The 15,401-nt window shown below is 60.8% G+C and carries 16 protein-coding genes and 1 tRNA gene; 10 read left to right on the top strand and 7 right to left on the bottom strand.

The genetic code is table 11. The annotated features are described in order from the left end of the window. Window positions 1-97 precede the first annotated feature (97 nt). A complete protein-coding gene (locus tag P792_RS27075; RefSeq protein ID WP_023978457.1) occupies window positions 98-586 on the bottom strand; it encodes a glutathione peroxidase in 489 nt (162 codons plus the stop codon). Between the two features lie 226 nt (window positions 587-812). Between P792_RS27075 and P792_RS27070 the strand changes: the two genes are divergently transcribed. From P792_RS27070 to P792_RS27060, 3 genes are all read left to right on the top strand, one after another. Further along, window positions 813-2,054, top strand: a complete 1,242-nt coding sequence (locus P792_RS27070) for a NupC/NupG family nucleoside CNT transporter (protein ID WP_023978456.1) — start codon at window positions 813-815, stop codon at window positions 2,052-2,054. Window positions 2,055-2,207: 153 nt separating this feature from the next. Next, window positions 2,208-3,125 carry an MIP/aquaporin family protein gene (locus P792_RS27065; protein WP_023978455.1) on the top strand — a complete coding sequence of 306 codons (918 nt, stop codon included), beginning with the start codon at window positions 2,208-2,210 and terminating at the stop codon, window positions 3,123-3,125. Window positions 3,126-3,210: 85 nt separating this feature from the next. After that, on the top strand, window positions 3,211-3,507 hold the full coding sequence (locus P792_RS27060; RefSeq protein ID WP_161630834.1) for a superinfection immunity protein: 297 nt from the start codon (window positions 3,211-3,213) through the stop codon (window positions 3,505-3,507). Between the two features lie 94 nt (window positions 3,508-3,601). Here P792_RS27060 and P792_RS35985 read toward each other — a convergent pair whose 3' ends face one another. Genes P792_RS35985 through hemC form a run of 5 tightly spaced genes read right to left on the bottom strand, consistent with a single transcriptional unit; the run spans window position 3,602 to window position 8,000 of the window. Further along, window positions 3,602-4,312, bottom strand: coding sequence for a TylF/MycF/NovP-related O-methyltransferase (locus P792_RS35985; protein WP_023978453.1), 711 nt, complete (start codon window positions 4,310-4,312; stop codon window positions 3,602-3,604). A gap of 23 nt (window positions 4,313-4,335) precedes the next feature. Further along, a complete protein-coding gene (locus tag P792_RS27050) occupies window positions 4,336-5,301 on the bottom strand; it encodes an NAD(P)H-dependent glycerol-3-phosphate dehydrogenase (RefSeq protein ID WP_023978452.1) in 966 nt (321 codons plus the stop codon). Then, window positions 5,298-6,155, bottom strand: a complete 858-nt coding sequence (locus P792_RS27045) for a 23S rRNA (adenine(2030)-N(6))-methyltransferase RlmJ (protein ID WP_023978451.1) — start codon at window positions 6,153-6,155, stop codon at window positions 5,298-5,300. Before P792_RS27045 ends, P792_RS27050 begins: the two co-directional genes overlap by 4 nt. After that, window positions 6,152-6,898, bottom strand: a complete 747-nt coding sequence (locus P792_RS27040) for a uroporphyrinogen-III synthase (RefSeq protein WP_023978450.1) — start codon at window positions 6,896-6,898, stop codon at window positions 6,152-6,154. The genes P792_RS27045 and P792_RS27040 overlap by 4 nt, the downstream gene beginning before the upstream one ends. Next, window positions 6,891-8,000: a hydroxymethylbilane synthase gene (hemC, locus tag P792_RS27035; RefSeq protein WP_023978449.1), complete on the bottom strand. Its 1,110-nt coding sequence runs from the start codon at window positions 7,998-8,000 to the stop codon at window positions 6,891-6,893. The genes P792_RS27040 and hemC overlap by 8 nt, the downstream gene beginning before the upstream one ends. Before the next feature lie 88 nt (window positions 8,001-8,088). Between hemC and tsaD the strand changes: the two genes are divergently transcribed. The 3 genes from tsaD (at window position 8,089) to P792_RS27020 (ending at window position 9,843) form a co-directional block, all read left to right on the top strand. Next, a complete protein-coding gene (tsaD, locus tag P792_RS27030) occupies window positions 8,089-9,165 on the top strand; it encodes a tRNA (adenosine(37)-N6)-threonylcarbamoyltransferase complex transferase subunit TsaD (protein WP_023978448.1) in 1,077 nt (358 codons plus the stop codon). A 136-nt stretch (window positions 9,166-9,301) separates the two neighbouring features. Further along, entirely contained in the window at window positions 9,302-9,496 is a 195-nt protein-coding gene (locus P792_RS27025; RefSeq protein ID WP_023978447.1) for a hypothetical protein, read from the top strand. Window positions 9,497-9,753: 257 nt separating this feature from the next. Further along, a tRNA-Ser gene (locus P792_RS27020) sits at window positions 9,754-9,843 on the top strand. Between the two features lie 252 nt (window positions 9,844-10,095). On the opposite strand, the gene secB is transcribed toward P792_RS27020, so the two are convergent. Next, entirely contained in the window at window positions 10,096-10,614 is a 519-nt protein-coding gene (gene secB, locus P792_RS27015; RefSeq protein ID WP_023978446.1) for a protein-export chaperone SecB, read from the bottom strand. 234 nt (window positions 10,615-10,848) lie between these two features. Here secB and P792_RS27010 point away from each other — a divergent pair, with 234 nt between their 5' ends. The 4 genes from P792_RS27010 (at window position 10,849) to P792_RS26995 (ending at window position 15,397) form a co-directional block, all read left to right on the top strand. Next, window positions 10,849-11,532 (top strand): Tim44/TimA family putative adaptor protein, encoded by a 684-nt coding sequence (locus P792_RS27010; RefSeq protein WP_031240584.1) that lies wholly within the window; start codon window positions 10,849-10,851, stop codon window positions 11,530-11,532. A 143-nt stretch (window positions 11,533-11,675) separates the two neighbouring features. Continuing rightward, entirely contained in the window at window positions 11,676-12,833 is a 1,158-nt protein-coding gene (locus tag P792_RS27005) for a murein transglycosylase A (protein WP_023978444.1), read from the top strand. After that, window positions 12,833-13,669 (top strand): site-specific DNA-methyltransferase, encoded by an 837-nt coding sequence (locus P792_RS27000; RefSeq protein ID WP_023978443.1) that lies wholly within the window; start codon window positions 12,833-12,835, stop codon window positions 13,667-13,669. The genes P792_RS27005 and P792_RS27000 overlap by 1 nt, the downstream gene beginning before the upstream one ends. A gap of 240 nt (window positions 13,670-13,909) precedes the next feature. Then, on the top strand, window positions 13,910-15,397 hold the full coding sequence (locus tag P792_RS26995; protein ID WP_023978442.1) for a cytochrome-c peroxidase: 1,488 nt from the start codon (window positions 13,910-13,912) through the stop codon (window positions 15,395-15,397). Window positions 15,398-15,401: the final 4 nt, after the last annotated feature.

Raw genomic sequence — 15,401 nt, 5'->3', positions numbered from 1 at the left:
GCGCCAGGGCTGAGCCATTTTCCCAATGCGCTTGGGGGAAAGCCTCTGGCGCAGTTGCATGAGAGAGTCCGACACGCCACAGGGTCAGGCAGGATTATTACCGATCCATCACAGCACGCATGACGCTGGCCTTGAAGCGATCTGAGTCGGGGGCGGTGAGCGGCGTGTACCAGGTGAGCAGCTCACCCTCACGCGAGACGATGTATTTGTAGAAATTCCAGCGCGGGCGCGACAGGATCCCGCCCTGACTCGCCAGCCAACGAAAAAGCGGCGTGGCTTCCTTGCCCTTGACAGTCGATTTGGTCGCCATGGGAAAGCTGACGCCATAATTGCGCGAGCAGGTGGTCTGGATTTCGGAAGCTGTTCCCGGCTCCTGCTGGCCAAAATCGTTGCTTGGCACGCCCAGCACCACAAGGCCGGATTTGCCGTAATGGCTCCAGAGATATTGCAGCCCTTCATATTGCGGGGTGAAGCCACATTTCGAGGCCGTATTGGCAATCACGACCGCCTTGCCTTTGAAATCGGCCATCGAGATCGGCTCTCCGCACAGGGCGGGTATCTGCAAATCATAAAAACTGGTCGTCATGTCAGTCCGTCATGCCTCGTTGTGAGCCTGATCGCCACTGTGGCTTTCCGCTGGACAGCGTGCAAGCATCCCGACACAGTAAAACCTTTCGCGAGTAGAACGGTTCCCGCAGGTCTTGTCTCGACGCTGGCCCTCTATCGTGTTGTAACACCTCGCATCTCTCCCCCGCTTGGGCGCAGTTTCATGCCCTGAGGGGGCAGGGAATGAATGATCTGAAGGGCCGTTGATGTTCCTGCGCGGTTTGGTTGGTATGGCAGTGCTCATCGCGCTGGGTGTGCTGCTTTCGAGTAACCGGAGAGCCATAAATTTCCGTCAGGTGGGTATTGCTCTGGCGCTGCAATGCGGCATCGGCGCCCTGGCGCTTTTCGTGCCGTGGGGGCGCAGGCTTTTCGGGGCGCTGGCCGATGGCGTCGGGGCAGTGCTGGCCTATGGGCAGGTTGGCACGCATTTTCTGTTCGGCGGTCTTGCTGGGCCCAAGATGGATGCTCTGTTCGGGCAGGACAGCTTCGTGTTCGCCTTTCAGGTGCTGCCGGCCATTGTCTATGTCTCGGCGCTGATTGCCCTTTTCTATCATTGGGGCGTCATGCAGGCGCTGGCCCGTATCATCGGGCAAGGTCTTTGCCATGTGCTCGGCACAACGGCCATCGAATCCTTTTCTGCCGTCATGACCGTGTTTCTGGGGCAGAGCGAAATGCCGGTGGTGCTTCGGCCCTATGTGAACAAGCTTCGTCGCGCCGAACTGTTCACGATCATGAGTTCTGGCACAGCCTCGGTTTCCGGTTCCGTTCTGGCAGGTTATGCGGGGCTTGGTGTGCCCATGCATTACCTGCTGGCGGCGTCTTTCATGGCAATACCGGGCGGACTGCTTTTTGCCAAGATTCTATGGCCCACCCCGGAGGATGCCGCGCTGGCAAAGGAACCCATGCCGCGCGCCGTGCTCGAGACATCCGGTGTTTTCGATGCGCTGGCCGAGGGCGCGATGAGCGGTGCCCGCGTGGCCTTTGCCGTGGGTGCCGTTCTTGTTGCGTTTGTCGGCATCACCGCACTGGTCGATGGCGTTCTTCACGGATTGGGCGGGTGGTTCCATTTGCCCGGGATGAGCCTCTCCACGCTTCTGGGCGGGCTGATGGCGCCGCTCGCCTGGCTGATCGGTATCCCCTGGGCTGACTCCCTGACCGTTGGCGGGCTCCTTGGGCAGAAAATCGCCTTCAACGAGTTCGTCGCCTATGTCGGTCTATCGCCGCTTATCCATGCGCATGCACTCTCTGCTCATAGCCTCGCGATCGTCTCGGTCGCGCTGTGCGGCTTTTCCAATTTCTCGAGCGTAGGGATCCTTATCGGTGGCTTTGGCAGCGTGGCTTCCGAACGACGCGCTGAAATCGCGACGATCGCTTCACGTTGTGTGATTGCCGGGACGCTCTCCAATCTCATGAGTGCCACGATCACGGGGCTTTTTATTGCCGCCTGAGCCAGTGTCCCCCAAAAGCCTCGCATAGACCCGGCTATCGCAGGGGCGTCATGGGGATCTTGCCTGTCAGCAGCGGGATTTTCCGATCCCGCAAATCTGACACGCCTCGGATGGCAGGGCGCAGGAAGGCAGAGGAAGGGGGACAGCTCAGGCATGGTGGATGACACACCCGGCAAGCAGGACCTTCACTCCCTTTATCCCGATCCCCATGACCGCCCTCTTATGGGGAAGCCCGAGCCGGGCAAGAACCTTCATACGAGGCTTTATATCTGCGAGTTCTGGGCCACCTGCCTGCTGATGATTGGTGGTGTCTGCTCCAACGTTGCCATAGGCTCACCGCATAGCCCGGTCGCCAGGTCGCTGGCTGACTGGCCCAATCTGCTCAGTGCCCTTGAAGGGCTCGTTTTTGGTCTGAGTTCCACGCTGGCGGCGCTTTCGCCTTTTGGACGTGTCAGCGGTGCTCATCTGAGCCCGTCCATCAGCCTGGCATTCTATCTGGGGCAGCGTCTGGCCCTGACCGATATGGTGTTTTACATGCTCGCCCAGATTTCGGGTGCGGTCATGGGAACAGGGCTGGTTGCGGCGAGTGGCCTGATCTGGCCAGTCTGGGGGCTCTGGTGCCAGTCATCACGCTTTGCCGCGACCGTTCCGTCTCCCTTTGTGCCGCCATGGTGGGCCTTTGTGGGCGAAATCAATACAACGGCGATACTTGTTGCTGTTGTCCTGCTCTGCGGCGCGCGGCCCGCTTTGAGGCGCTTTGCTGCCTGGGCGGCAGGTCCGGTGTTTTTCGTGCTTAATCCCTTCGAGGCCTGGCTTTCGGGCGATAGCACGAATCTCGCCCGGAGCGTCGGACCGGCGCTGATATCGGGATCATGGGGGCACTTCTGGGTTTATCTGCTCGGTCCCTTCGCTGGGGCCAGTATCATGATCGTCCTGATACGGGCTGAAGCGTTTGGCAGGGTTCATCTGCACGAAGCGCGTCTGGCCTATTTCGGTCATGGAGGGCGCGCGCCGTTTTTTCTGTCGAGATGGTTCAGGCATAAGGGCCGCGCTTCCGGCGAGGCGAGATAGTTACTTCAAAGCAATGAATGGGTGCATTGCGTCACCTATCCATGCCTCTTAACGTTGTTTTATCGAAACGGATGGAGGCGTTATTTTGTTGGATAAGAGTGAACTGCTGCACCGCCTGCATGATCATGATCCACTCACTCTAGTTCTTGTTGGGCTTGTCTGTTTCGTCTGGGTGTTTCTGCCGACGCTCGTTGCAGGGCTGCGCCGTCATCCGTCCTTCCGGATGATCGCGCTGATCAATCTGGTGTTTTTCTGGGAGTTCTGGATCTGGATGCCGCTCATGGCATGGGCCTTCATGGATCGGCCGGGCGATGCAATGGTGGCCCGTTTCGAGCGCCTGCGCGGTACGTTAAAGAATATTCTGCCCGGACGAGGCAGATAGCCATCGACCCATACGGGCCGTGAGATGGGGCCCGGTGCATGAACGCAAGCGTTCATGCAGCACGGCGCGCCACCCCTGCTGTAATACCGGCGGATCAGTCCTGACGGGGGTGACAAATGATCATGGCCTGCGTGGTGGGCAGTTCAATGACATGCTCTGGCTTGTCTGCCAGAAATTCGGCAAAAGCCTGCGCCACGCCGTCAATGATGGAATAGTCGTGCGTGAGAATAATGCCGCCGGGGATCATGCGCGGGTAGAAATAGGTCAGCCCGGCCAATGTCGCTTCGTACAGATCAACATCGAGATGGACAAAGCTGTAGCGTTCATCGCTAAGCGAGGCAGCGGATTCCGGAAAGAAGCCGGGGTGAAAGGCAACATTCTCATACCCTGCAAGCTTGCGTTTGACTGAATCGAGCGTGCCGCAGAACTCACCCTTGGCAAAGACCTTTCCTTCTTTCGCGCAGGGTGCAGGCAGACCCTCGAACGTGTCGAACAGGTGAAGCCTGCGGTGATTCTTCACCATGCAGAGCAACTCGGCCGAGGCACCGCGATAGACACCGAACTCGGCCATATCGCCCTCATAGACGGCCTGCGCCTGAGCTAGCTCATGCAGGACGAAGGCCTCGTCACTGCTGAGAAGTGAGTCCGTGCCTGCTCGCGCCTTGTCGAGACGACCCAGTGTCACCGGATGCTTGTGCCCGCCGAGCAGCTTCATCTGCATCATGCTGTGCACACCGAATGTCAGAAACCGGACGACCCGGTTCCGGCTGACGAGGCGACGCATGGCTTCATTGCGCATCCACATGATGCTGTCCCTTATTGTTGGTTCTATTCGACGGTGATCGGCCGCTCGAGAAGGTGGCGACGCGCTTGGGCGAGGTCGATTTCCCCTGCCAGAAAGGCCGAGACGGTTTCGGTAATGGGCATGGCAATGCCGAGCGCCTTTGCCCTTGCAGCCAGGGCGGGCGCTGTGGCGACGCCTTCAGCAACCGTGCTGCGTGTGCCGAGGATTTCGGCAAGGCTTGTGCCACGCCCCAGCTCAAGACCAAGGCTGTAATTGCGTGAACCTGCCCCCGTACAGGTCAAAATCAGGTCACCCAGACCGCTGAGGCCCGCTATCGTCGCAGGACGCCCTCCCATCGCTGCGGCGAGGCGACCGATTTCGACAATGGCGCGCGTGATCAGCGCTGCACGTGCATTCTCACCAAGCCCTGCGCCGATGGCGATCCCGGCGCCGATGGCGACCACGTTCTTTGCAGCGCCAGCAATCTGCACCCCAATCGGATCATCGCTGGCATAGAGACGGAAATGCGGTGAGGAGAGCAGGCCGACATAGTGATGGGCTTCATCAAGCGACGCCGCGGCGATGGTGGCTGCTGCCGGTGCGCCCATTGCAACCTCGATCGCAAAATTCGGGCCTGACAGAACGGCGTGAGGCCGATCGGGCTGGGTTTCGCGCAGAATGTCGAGCGGGAGATCTCCCGTGCCCAGTTCGAGCCCCTTGCAGCAGGCAATGAGCGGTGAGGTACCCTTGAGGCGCGGCGCGATTGACCTGAGCGTCTGCATGGGCACCACCAGCAATGTCAGATCGGCGTGCTCGGGTAGGTCGGATGTCACGCCAACCGCATCGGGCAGGACGGCAGCAGGCAGGCGGGGCAATGTTCGCGTGCCGGGTGCCACCGGGGAGCGCGACCAGAGCGTTACGCGCGCGCCGGCACGGGCGCTGGCGCAAGCCAGGGCGATACCCCAGGCACCGGCACCGATAACGGCGATATGAGGGGAGGTGGCTGTCATTCTTCCACGATCCGGGTCACTTCCGCGTAGCCTTCACCGTCCGGTGAAAGGATGGGCGCGATGGAGTTGAGAAACACTCTGGCCTGATCCTCGAAACGATAGGGTGGGGCGATGACGGTCAGGCCGCAGCCATTGAGCCGGGCAGGATCGGTGGGCTGTCGCAGATAGAGGCTGCAATCGACGATATCACGCAAACCCATATCGCGCAGCGTATCATGAAAACGGCGCACCGGGGCGCGATGCTTGATGGGATACCAGGCGGCGACAATGCCCATAGGGAAAGCACGCCTTGCATTGCGCATGGCGGTAGCAAGAGTATCGAACTCGTCCGTTTTTTCGAAAGGCGGGTCCATCAGGACGAGGCCGCGCTTGAGGTCACGCGGCGGCAGAAAGGCCTTGAGCGCGCCATAACCATCGCGCTCATGCACCGCGACCTGCGGTTGATCGCGGAAGTTGCGCCTAAGTATGCGGGCGTCGTCAGGGTGGAGTTCGCAACAGATGAGCCGGTCCTGAGGGCGCAGCACCGAGGCGATCAACGCGGGTGAGCCGGGATAGCGGTTTGCCGGACCATCGGGCGCATTGAAGCTGCGCACGATCGAGAGGTAATCAGTCAGTTCCTCTGGTACGGTTTCCGGCAGGGCCGGGGTGTCATGGAAAGCGCCGATGCCCTCGCGCCATTCTCCGGTCTTCTGCGCTTCGGTCGCGTCAAGATCATAGACCCCGCAGCCTGAATGGGTGTCGAGCACGCAAAATCCGGCTGGCTTGCGCAGCAGATGGCGAAGAATAACGAGCAGGAGCCCGTGTTTCATCATGTCAGCGAAGTTGCCTGCGTGATAGGCGTGACGGTAGTTCAACGGGCGTCTTTCCTGAATTGCGTGTCGTGTGCTGGAGCGCTTGATGGGCCGAGCAGATCGAGCAGCGCCTCCTGCTCCGGTCGTGCGGCGATGGCGATATCGGCGAATGACGACGGCCTCAGCGCGTCGCCAATCTGGTCCGACAGGGCAAGCGCCCGCACCGTTGAGAGCAGCGCGCTGTCTGGCCCCAGCGCCGAGAGAAAGGCACGGGCCGTTGCAGCTGAGTAAAAGAGGACAGCGGCGATACGCTGCTGGGTGAGCAACGTCCGGGTGGCGTCATCCAGCGTGCCGGTGGGAGCGGTATGGTAGACTACCCGTCTCGTGACGCGCCAGCCCTGGCTACGCAGGTCGCGCGCCAGCATACCCCCAAGCCCGCGTCCGGTCGCGAGAAGAAGAGAGGGGTCTGACTGGGGGCGGCCGAGATGCTGCAACAGCGAGCGGGCATCGCCATCGGCATGATCGACATGACTGAAGCCGCAGGCACGTGCGCGCTCGGCCGTGCGTGCGCCGACGGCCGTCAGCGGCGTTTGCAGTGGAAGCACATCACGCAGGGAGTCGAGGCTTTGCCCGCTGGTAACGACGACACGGCCGACAGGGGATAGGGGACGCAACGGCACAGGCATGATGCGCAGCATGGGGGCCAGATGAGGCTCCCAGCCCAGCGCCTCCAATGCACGGCGCGTATCGCTCAGTCCCGGTTCCGGGCGTGTGACAAGGACCGTCCGGCGCGGCGTCTCAGCCATGATCCTCAAAGATATCGGCAGGGGAATCGGCACGGAGCGACAGGCCGAGTTCGCGCCCCAGACGCAGGGCCTCGGTCGGCTCGCCGCAGATCTCGCGTTGCAGGAAGAAGGAGCCATCCTCGCGGGCCACCAGACCTGTCAGGACAAGCTCGCGATCTCCGAAATGACCGCGGCCGCCCGGCTGGGCCTTGGGGCGCAGCCTGGCATAGCCACCTATCGGCGTGCGGCACGAGCCATCGAGCACATCCAGAAGCGCGCGCTCTGCCGTCGCAACAGCGCGTGCTTCGGGGTCTTCTATGGCCGCCAGCAGGTCGAGCAGTTCACGGTCTTCCGCACGGACTGTCACGCCAACGATCCCCTGACCGGCCGCCGGAATCATGAAATCGGTGTCGAGCACGATATCGGCCCGGTCTTCCATGCCCAGACGGCGTAGCCCGGCCAGAGCAAGAAGTGTCGCGTCGCAAGCGCCGCCTGCAAGCTTGTCGAGGCGTGTCTGGACATTGCCGCGTATCAGCCCGAACCGCAGATCCGGACGCCGATGCAGCAGCTGGGCCTGACGACGCACAGAGGCGCAGCCGATCCTGGCGCCAAAAGGCAGGGCATCGAGCGGGGAGTGACCGGCTGCGACCAGCGCCTTTGCCTTGTCGCGCAGCGCCGGGCTCAGGATCAGCACATCGCGTGCATCCTCACGCTTGAGCGTGCAGGCCAGTGTCAGCCCGGCAGGCAGAACCGTTTCGAGATCCTTTAGGCTGTGAACGGCGAAATCGATCTGCCGTGCCAGCAGGGATTCGTGGATTTCCTTCGCAAACAGCCCTTTGCCACCGATTTCCGACAGAAGGCGGGACTGGACCTGATCGCCTGTCGTGTTGATCGGATGTTCCTGAAACGCGCCCATGTCGCGCAGCAGCGGGCAGAAACGGGTCAGCCGTGTCAGGAAAGCCCTCGTCTGCACAAGCGCGAGCGGTGAGCCACGCGTGCCCACGCGGAGCGGCAGGGAGTGCCTTGAGGTCGGCGGATGAGGCGAGGCCTGTCGGCGCATGGCTTCGGCAGCAACCTGCTGCAATTGCAGGCTCTGGGTCATGAGCGCTTCGGGCATCGTCATCTGTTTCATGGCTGATCTTGCTACTCCACCGCGTGATCCATGAAAAGAGACGGCTCGCTTATGGCGTTCCATCGCGTTATCAGGGGGTATGGCATGTTTTTCACTCAAGGCCCCGGTTCTGGCCATCGAATCAAGCTGTGACGAGACAGCCTGCGCAATTCTCTCCCCCGAAGGGTGGGTGCTGGCCGAAACCGTGTATACGCAGGCGGGCCATGCGGCGCTGGGTGGGGTCGTGCCAGAAATTGCTGCACGCGCGCACCTTTCCCTGTTGCCTGATATCGTCCGGCAAACACTTGAGAATTCGGGCCTTGCATTGCACGAGATGGGGGCTTTTGCGGCCTGCACCGGTCCGGGTCTGATCGGTGGGCTGATTGTGGGCAGCAACTATGCGAAAGGGCTGGCACTGGCGATGGACCGGCCTTTCATCGCGGTGAACCATATCGAGGCACATGCCCTGACAGCGCGACTGCCGAGGCTGGTCGCGACCGATATTAAATTTCCGTATCTTTTGCTTCTTGTGTCGGGCGGGCACTGCCAATGCGTCGCCGTGCACGGTGTGGGGCACTACGAAAAGCTTGGCGGGACGATCGACGACGCAGCGGGCGAAGCCTTTGACAAGGTGGCCAAGCTTCTGGGGCTGGGCTGGCCGGGTGGTCCGGCCCTCGAAAAGCTTGCGGCTGAGGGCAATGCAAGAAGCATCAGTCTGCCGCGTCCGTTGATGGGCAGGCCGGGTTGTGATTTCTCCTTCTCAGGACTGAAGACAGCGGTAGCCCGACAGATCGAGCCTTATGGCATGGCGGCCCTGCCACGGCAGGTTGCAGCGGATATCGCAGCCAGTTTTCAGCAATGCGTTTGCGATGTGATGGCAGACAGGGCGCGCCATGCCCTTCAGGCGTTGCCAGGGGCCACGTCCCTTGTCGTGGCCGGCGGCGTTGCAGCGAATACGACGATCCGAGCCGCTCTGGAGCAGGTTGCGCAGGAGGCGCATATTCCGTTCGTAGCACCGCCGCTGCGCCTGTGCACGGATAATGCCGTCATGGTGGGCTGGGCGGCTATCGAGACAATCCGCGCCTACGAGCAGGCGGGTGCAATGCTCGAGGACGGCATTACATCCGCACCACGCCCCCGCTGGCCACTGGGCGATATTCTGCCTGCCGGGAAATAATCCGGGGCATAGGCCCTACTTCGATAGTATTGAGGCACTACGCCAAGGCTGCGACGTGTGATGACCAAGAACTGATTGGCCTGAATCTGCCATCCGTGCTTGGCTGATAGTAGTAACAGCGGGAAAGGTGCATGTGATGAGCAAAGAAGACGATGCCTGGTTCAACATTGATGAACAGGCGAGTGCGCTTGAGCGTCAGGCGGGTATCGCCGAGCCAGCCCAAACGGTTCGGAGCTTCCTGTGGTCGATCGTATTACCCACCATTGCCATGGGGGTTTTTCTGCTCGGGGCGCTCTGGGCCATCATTTCCTGGTTTCACCTGCTCGGTTGAGTCATCGCTTGGTTTGATACTCGCGGCACAGGTGTTGGCGCGAGTGCGGATCGAGCAGAGTTCTGTGTGAGCGAGCCAGCGGATCCGGATTGCCCCTTTCGAGTCAGCTGCGAGAAGAACAGAGGTGCCCGCATGAGGCCTGCACAGCGCGCGCCGGGTGGCGGCCTTTTTTTCGTTGTATTCCCCCTCTTGCATCCCGTTATGAAACCGGGCAAAGAAGCGGCTCTTGCCGCAGGGGTCAAACCCTGATGAGCGCAGGAGAGGTGGCCGAGTGGTTGAAGGCAGCGGTCTTGAAAACCGCCGTGCGTGTAAGCGTACCGTGGGTTCGAATCCCACCCTCTCCGCCATTTTTTCCGAAAATTTCCGGTTGTGATTCCGTTCTGTCCCGCAGCAGATCATCGCGCACCGTAGCGCATCTGCAGGGGCTACCCCGTCATCGGCTAACTCAGAAGTGACAATTGCTGATCGGCTCGACGCTGACCGGGTCAGGCACCCGCGGCGATACCCATGATATCAGTTATTCTTTGTGGCGCGTTAGCCGTTGCAGGCGCGTGATGCGCGTGCGTACCGGGAGGGGTGGGCCCTCCCGGTGCTCATGATCAGGCGTTGCCTGCGGTCTCGGGGAACTGCTGGGCACGCTTGGCCTGCCACAGTGCCACGAAATCGATTGGCTGCAGAACGATCGGCGGGAAGCCGCCATCGCGCGTTACGTCGCTGATGATGCTGCGGACATAGGGGAAAATCAGACGCGGCACTTCAACCAGCAGGATCGGCTCGATCAGCTCGGCGGGGGCGTCGGTCAGCGTGACGATGGCAGCATAGGTCAGCTCGGCGATGAACACCGTGCGACCCGCTGCACCGCCTTCGGTTTCCGGCGATTCGGTCGCTTCGGCGCGGATGGCGAGTGCAACCTCGAAAACCGGCTGGGCTTCTTCAAGGCGATTGGCCTGCACGTCGATATTGACCGAGATCTGGGGTGCAGAGCGCAGCGTTGCGAAAATCGCTGCACCGGCCGGGACCTCGAAGGAAAGGTCCTTCGTGTATTGCAGATTGACCGACAGGGGCAGGGCGGGCGGGTTGCCCTGGTCGTTGGCCGGGTTCTGGACGGTATCGGACATAAAGCCTCGCATTGCTCGCATGGGCGGTTGTGAACATGCAGCCCATGAGAGCTGCATTGCGTACCTCTAGGCGGTAGCATGATCGATGACTCACGCCAACAGCCTAAGGTTCCGGCGCAAATGTGACCATATTTCGGGTTGTGAGGCATTGGCAGGGAGTTGTGCCACCGCACGACCCGCTTTACCTAGGCAACATGCCCTTCGAGAAAAAAATAGCGGGAAGCTGAAGTCCTGATGTCCGTCCTTTCGCATATCCCCTACGACATCGTCATTTTTGCGGTGCTGACAGCCCTTCTGGTCTGGCGGCTGCGTGCTGTGCTCGGTCGTCGCGTCGATGTTGGCGGATCATCCGTGACAACCGCGCCTGTGCCTGCCCGCCCGCAGCCTGCGGCTGCCGCACCGGCGCCCGTGGAAGAACCCAGCGCAAAGTTCGATATTCCCCAGCCCGCCACGCGGGTCGGGCAGGTTCTGGCCGAGATTGCGGCAGCACAGCCCGGGTTCAAACCGGAAATCTTCCTGCAAAATGCACAGAAAGCTTTCCGCGATGTCGTGACAGCCTTCGCAACGGGTGATCGCGAAAAACTGCGTCTTTATCTGACGCCTGAAGCTTTTGCCGGGTTTGATGCAGCCATCACGGCCCGCGACGAGGCGCAGCAGCAGCAGCGCACCGAGATTGTCGGGATCAACTCGCTTGCCATTGTCGATGCCGTTCTGACGCGCTTTGAAGGCGGCGAGAAGGCGCGTATCGACGTGCAGATCGTTTCACGCCAGATCAGTATTCTCAACGATGTTGGTGGGCAGCCGCTGATCGGGACGGAATCTGTTACCGAGTTTTCTGATCTGTGGGAATTCGAGAGTGAAACAGGCCCAAACCAGCCAGTCGCATCCTGGCATCTGGCGGCCGCGCGCGCAGCCTGATATCTGCTGAGCCTCTCCGTTGTCGGAACGCGTATCATGCTTCCGGCTGGCCCATGAATGTGCACTCCGCAGACCCGTATCGCCCGGTTGATGTTCTCATCGGGCTGGGGGTCCCGCAGGGCGTATAACGAAATCGGTTTGCCATGAAGACAATTACCCGCCTCTCATTCGGGCTCAGCCTTGCCCTCCTGGCCTCCTGCGCCACGCCGGAACGGGAGGAAACCCGCCTCGAACTGACCCCGGTCACCTATGCCATGCTCGATGGCTGGTCAGCGGAAACACCTGAGTCGCTTCTGCCGGAGTTGCGCACCGAGTGCCAGCGCATCACCAGGTTGCCACCGGAAACTCACCTCGGCGGTGCGCAGGGCACGATCCCCAATGGCAGCCTCGCCGGAGACTGGAGCGGCGCCTGCACCGCGCTTCAATCGGTCGGGAGTGAGCCAGGCGAAGCGCGGCGCTATTTCGAGACGTGGTTCGCGCCCTATCTGGTCGCGAACGATGGTTTGATCACCGGCTATTACGAGCCCCAGATTTATGCTTCAGCCCAGAAGGGCGGTGAATTCCAGACACCGCTTTACGGGCAGCCTGCCGACCTCGTGCGCACCAAGGACACGGCGGGTGACTGGGTGACAGGACGCTGGGAGAACGACAAGTTCGTTCCCTATTACAGCCGTGCCGAAATCGACCGTGGTGCGCTTGAGGGGCGCGGTCTGGAAATTGCCTGGCTGCGCTCACCCGAGGACCTGTTTTTTCTGCAGATCCAGGGGGCAGGGCGTCTGGTCATGACCGATGGCTCCGTGCGTCGCGTCGGCTTTGCAGCCAAGAATGGCGAGCCTTATGTGCCAATTGGCCGTGTGCTGGTGAGCCAGGGTGAGATGGCGGCGCAGGATGTGTCGCTGGCGACGCTGCGTGCCTGGCTTGCTGCGCATCCCGATCGCGCCCAGAGCGTCATGGAGCAAAACCCAAACTACGTGTTCTTCCGGCGTATCGATACGGTGCCGCTCGATCGCGGTGCCCCCGGCTCAATGGGGATACCCCTCACGCCGGGTCGCTCCGTTGCAGTCGATCGCAATGTGTTGCCGCTGGGCGTGCCACTCTGGATCGACACGCATCTGCCGCAGGCAGATGGGGCAGAGGGGCACTGGACGCATCTTGTCTTCGCGCAGGATGTCGGCAGCGACATCAAGGGCGTTGGACGAGCGGATTTGTTCACCGGCTGGGGTGCCGAGGCGGAGGCACTGGCTGGAAAACTGCGCAGTCATGGCCGGATGGTCGTGCTGCTCCCGCATCCTCCCGCCTGATGAAGCATGACAAGGTCAGGGCGCGTCGGGAGGCGATTGGCCCCCACGCCCTGATACGTGGCGATGCGCTCAATGTCATGCGCCGTATGCCAGAGGCGTCGGTCGATATTGTCGTGACCTCGCCACCCTATAATATCGGTCTTGCCTACCGCACCTATAACGATCGTCTGGAGGAGCAGGATTATATCGGCTGGATGCAGATCATCTGCGCCCAGATTGCCCGCGTGCTCAAACCGGGCGGCTCGTTCTTTCTGAATATTGCCGGCTCATCGGCGCAGCCCTGGCTCCCATTCGAACTGATCACGCAGCTGCGCGATATTTTCGTGCTGCAGAACCATATCGTCTGGATCAAGTCTGTCTCGATTGAGGAAAAGACCTATGGTCATTTCAAGCCGGTCAATTCCACGCGCTTTATCAACCATAATCACGAGCATGTCTTTCACCTGACGCATCAGGGGGATGTGCCGCTTCAGCGTCTCGCTGCGGGTGTTCCCTTTACTGACAAGTCGAACATCAATCGCAGGCGCCATGCGGTTGACCGGCGCTGCCGGGGCAATACCTGGTTCATCCCGTATGAGACCGTACGCCACCGCAAGGAGAAATTCCTCCATCCCGCAACTTTCCCTGTGGCGCTTCCAACAGCGTGCATGACCCTGCATGGCTATGACGAGCGCACGGTTCTGCTCGATCCTTTTATGGGGACAGGAACAAGTCTGGTGGCCGCGCATGAGCTCGGCGCCAGCGGGATCGGAATTGATATCGACACCCGCTACGTTTCCGTCGCACGGCGTCGATTGCGCGAGGCTCTCGGCGAAACAGATGACGAAGCTTCCTGAGGGGCAATCCTGTAACGCCTCGCATCCCGATCGCACGGCGGGATGACCTTGAACGACTGCTGTAGTCCCTCAGGGCGGAGCCGATGTATCAGCCACGTACTGCCCATGCAGAGATGACATATCGTTAAAATAGATTAACACTATCGGCGATGCCTATTAAGGTCATCGGTAACAATACTTTGACAGGCGCAACCTGTTTGGACATGGTGCACCGATCTGCACAAATTGGGAGAATGTCGGTTGTCGGACGCCGCCGGGAAGAAAAAACGCGTAAAAAGAACCATTGCCGGACTGGCGGTCGCGGGGGTTGCGGCCTATGGCGCCACAATTGCTTATCTGACTCATTTCGATCATCAGGGTGCGCCGCGCCTGCCGACGAGCAGCGCGACATGGCATGACCCCAAGGCATTGGCCGCGTTTCAGGCATTTCAGGAAACGCGCTGCGATTACTGCCATACGCGCAATGCGGATCTCCCGTTCTATTTCAAGCTGCCTTTCGCCAACCAGATCATGGAGCGCGATCTGGTAGCGGGACAGAGGCATTTCCGTTTCGAGCCTATCCTTGCGGCGTTCATGGCAGGCAAGCCGCCCTCGGTTGAACAACTGTCGCGTATCGAGGAGGTGATCAGCCAGAACCGCATGCCGCCGGCGGCCTATCTGCTCATGCATCCGCATGCCTACATGACCGAAAAGGCCCGTGGCGATGTGCTGGCCTGGGTGGCGGATCAGCGTCGTCGCTATTACGCAACGCCCGGGGTTGCGCCGCAATTTGCGGGAGAGGTCATTCAGCCTATCCCGGAAAGCTTGCCGGTGGACTGGACGAAAGCCGAACTGGGTCGGCAGCTTTTCTTTGATCGTCGTCTTTCGGGTGATGGCAAGCTCAACTGTGCAAGCTGCCACGGGCTCGACAAGGGAGGCGTGGATAATCTCGTCACGGCAACGGGAATCAATGGCCAGAAAGGCCCGATCAACGTGCCCAGCGTCTATAACGCCGTGTTCAACGTGGCCCAGTTCTGGAATGGGCGTGCTGTCGACCTCGCAGCCCAGGCGGCGGGACCCGTCACCAACCCGGTGGAGATGGGGTCGCATGACTGGCCCGCCGTGGCCGCCATCATTGCCGCCGTGCCGGAATATCATACGGCGTTTGAGGCTCTTTATGGCCCCAACGCTGTCAATCAGCGCACGGTCACCAATGCCATTGCCGAGTACGAAAAAACCCTGATCACTCCTGACAGCCCGTTCGACCTTTATCTCAAGGGGGATAACAACGCGATTACGGCGCAGGAAAAACGCGGCTATGAGCGCTTCAAGGCGATTGGCTGCTCGGGCTGCCACAGCGGCGTGGCCGTGGGCGGCGATGCCTATGAGGTCATGGGGCTGGAAGGTCCGTATTTCACGGATCGCAAGGTAGGGCTGACCGATGTGGACTCAGGGCGTGAAGGTTTCACCCATGCCCTTGATGACCACCAGAAATTCAAGGTGCCCAATTTGCGCAATGTTGCGCTGACGGCTCCCTATTTTCATGATGGCAGTGCCGCAACTCTGGCGGATGCCGTGCGTCAGATGGCCCGTTACCAGACGCCCTACGCAACGTTGTCGAAGCAGGATGCTGACGATATCGTTGCTTTCCTCAAAACCCTGACAGGCAAGTATCAGGGCGTGCCATTGCAGCAGGTTATTGCGGAGCCGCCTCTGAAGGCGCCGGAAACACAACAGGATGCGCCATAAGGGC

The organism is Asaia sp. SF2.1, from assembly GCF_000505765.1.
Classification (GTDB): Bacteria; Pseudomonadota; Alphaproteobacteria; order Acetobacterales; family Acetobacteraceae; genus Asaia; species Asaia bogorensis.
This window is presented reverse-complemented; position numbering and strand designations above follow the sequence as displayed.

What these genes read in the sequence shown, in the direction of transcription:
- P792_RS27075 (WP_023978457.1), bottom strand. Translation starts at nt 586, where the DNA reads ATGACGACCAGTTTTTATGATTTGCAGATACCCGCCCTGTGCGGAGAG.
- P792_RS27070 (WP_023978456.1), top strand. Translation starts at nt 813, where the DNA reads ATGTTCCTGCGCGGTTTGGTTGGTATGGCAGTGCTCATCGCGCTGGGT.
- P792_RS27065 (WP_023978455.1), top strand. Translation starts at nt 2,208, where the DNA reads ATGGTGGATGACACACCCGGCAAGCAGGACCTTCACTCCCTTTATCCC.
- P792_RS35985 (WP_023978453.1), bottom strand. Translation starts at nt 4,312, where the DNA reads ATGTGGATGCGCAATGAAGCCATGCGTCGCCTCGTCAGCCGGAACCGG.
- P792_RS27050 (WP_023978452.1), bottom strand. Translation starts at nt 5,301, where the DNA reads ATGACAGCCACCTCCCCTCATATCGCCGTTATCGGTGCCGGTGCCTGG.
- P792_RS27040 (WP_023978450.1), bottom strand. Translation starts at nt 6,898, where the DNA reads ATGGCTGAGACGCCGCGCCGGACGGTCCTTGTCACACGCCCGGAACCG.
- hemC (WP_023978449.1), bottom strand. Translation starts at nt 8,000, where the DNA reads ATGACGATGCCCGAAGCGCTCATGACCCAGAGCCTGCAATTGCAGCAG.
- tsaD (WP_023978448.1), top strand. Translation starts at nt 8,089, where the DNA reads ATGGCATGTTTTTCACTCAAGGCCCCGGTTCTGGCCATCGAATCAAGC.
- P792_RS27025 (WP_023978447.1), top strand. Translation starts at nt 9,302, where the DNA reads ATGAGCAAAGAAGACGATGCCTGGTTCAACATTGATGAACAGGCGAGT.
- secB (WP_023978446.1), bottom strand. Translation starts at nt 10,614, where the DNA reads ATGTCCGATACCGTCCAGAACCCGGCCAACGACCAGGGCAACCCGCCC.
- P792_RS27010 (WP_031240584.1), top strand. Translation starts at nt 10,849, where the DNA reads ATGTCCGTCCTTTCGCATATCCCCTACGACATCGTCATTTTTGCGGTG.
- P792_RS27005 (WP_023978444.1), top strand. Translation starts at nt 11,676, where the DNA reads ATGAAGACAATTACCCGCCTCTCATTCGGGCTCAGCCTTGCCCTCCTG.
- P792_RS27000 (WP_023978443.1), top strand. Translation starts at nt 12,833, where the DNA reads ATGAAGCATGACAAGGTCAGGGCGCGTCGGGAGGCGATTGGCCCCCAC.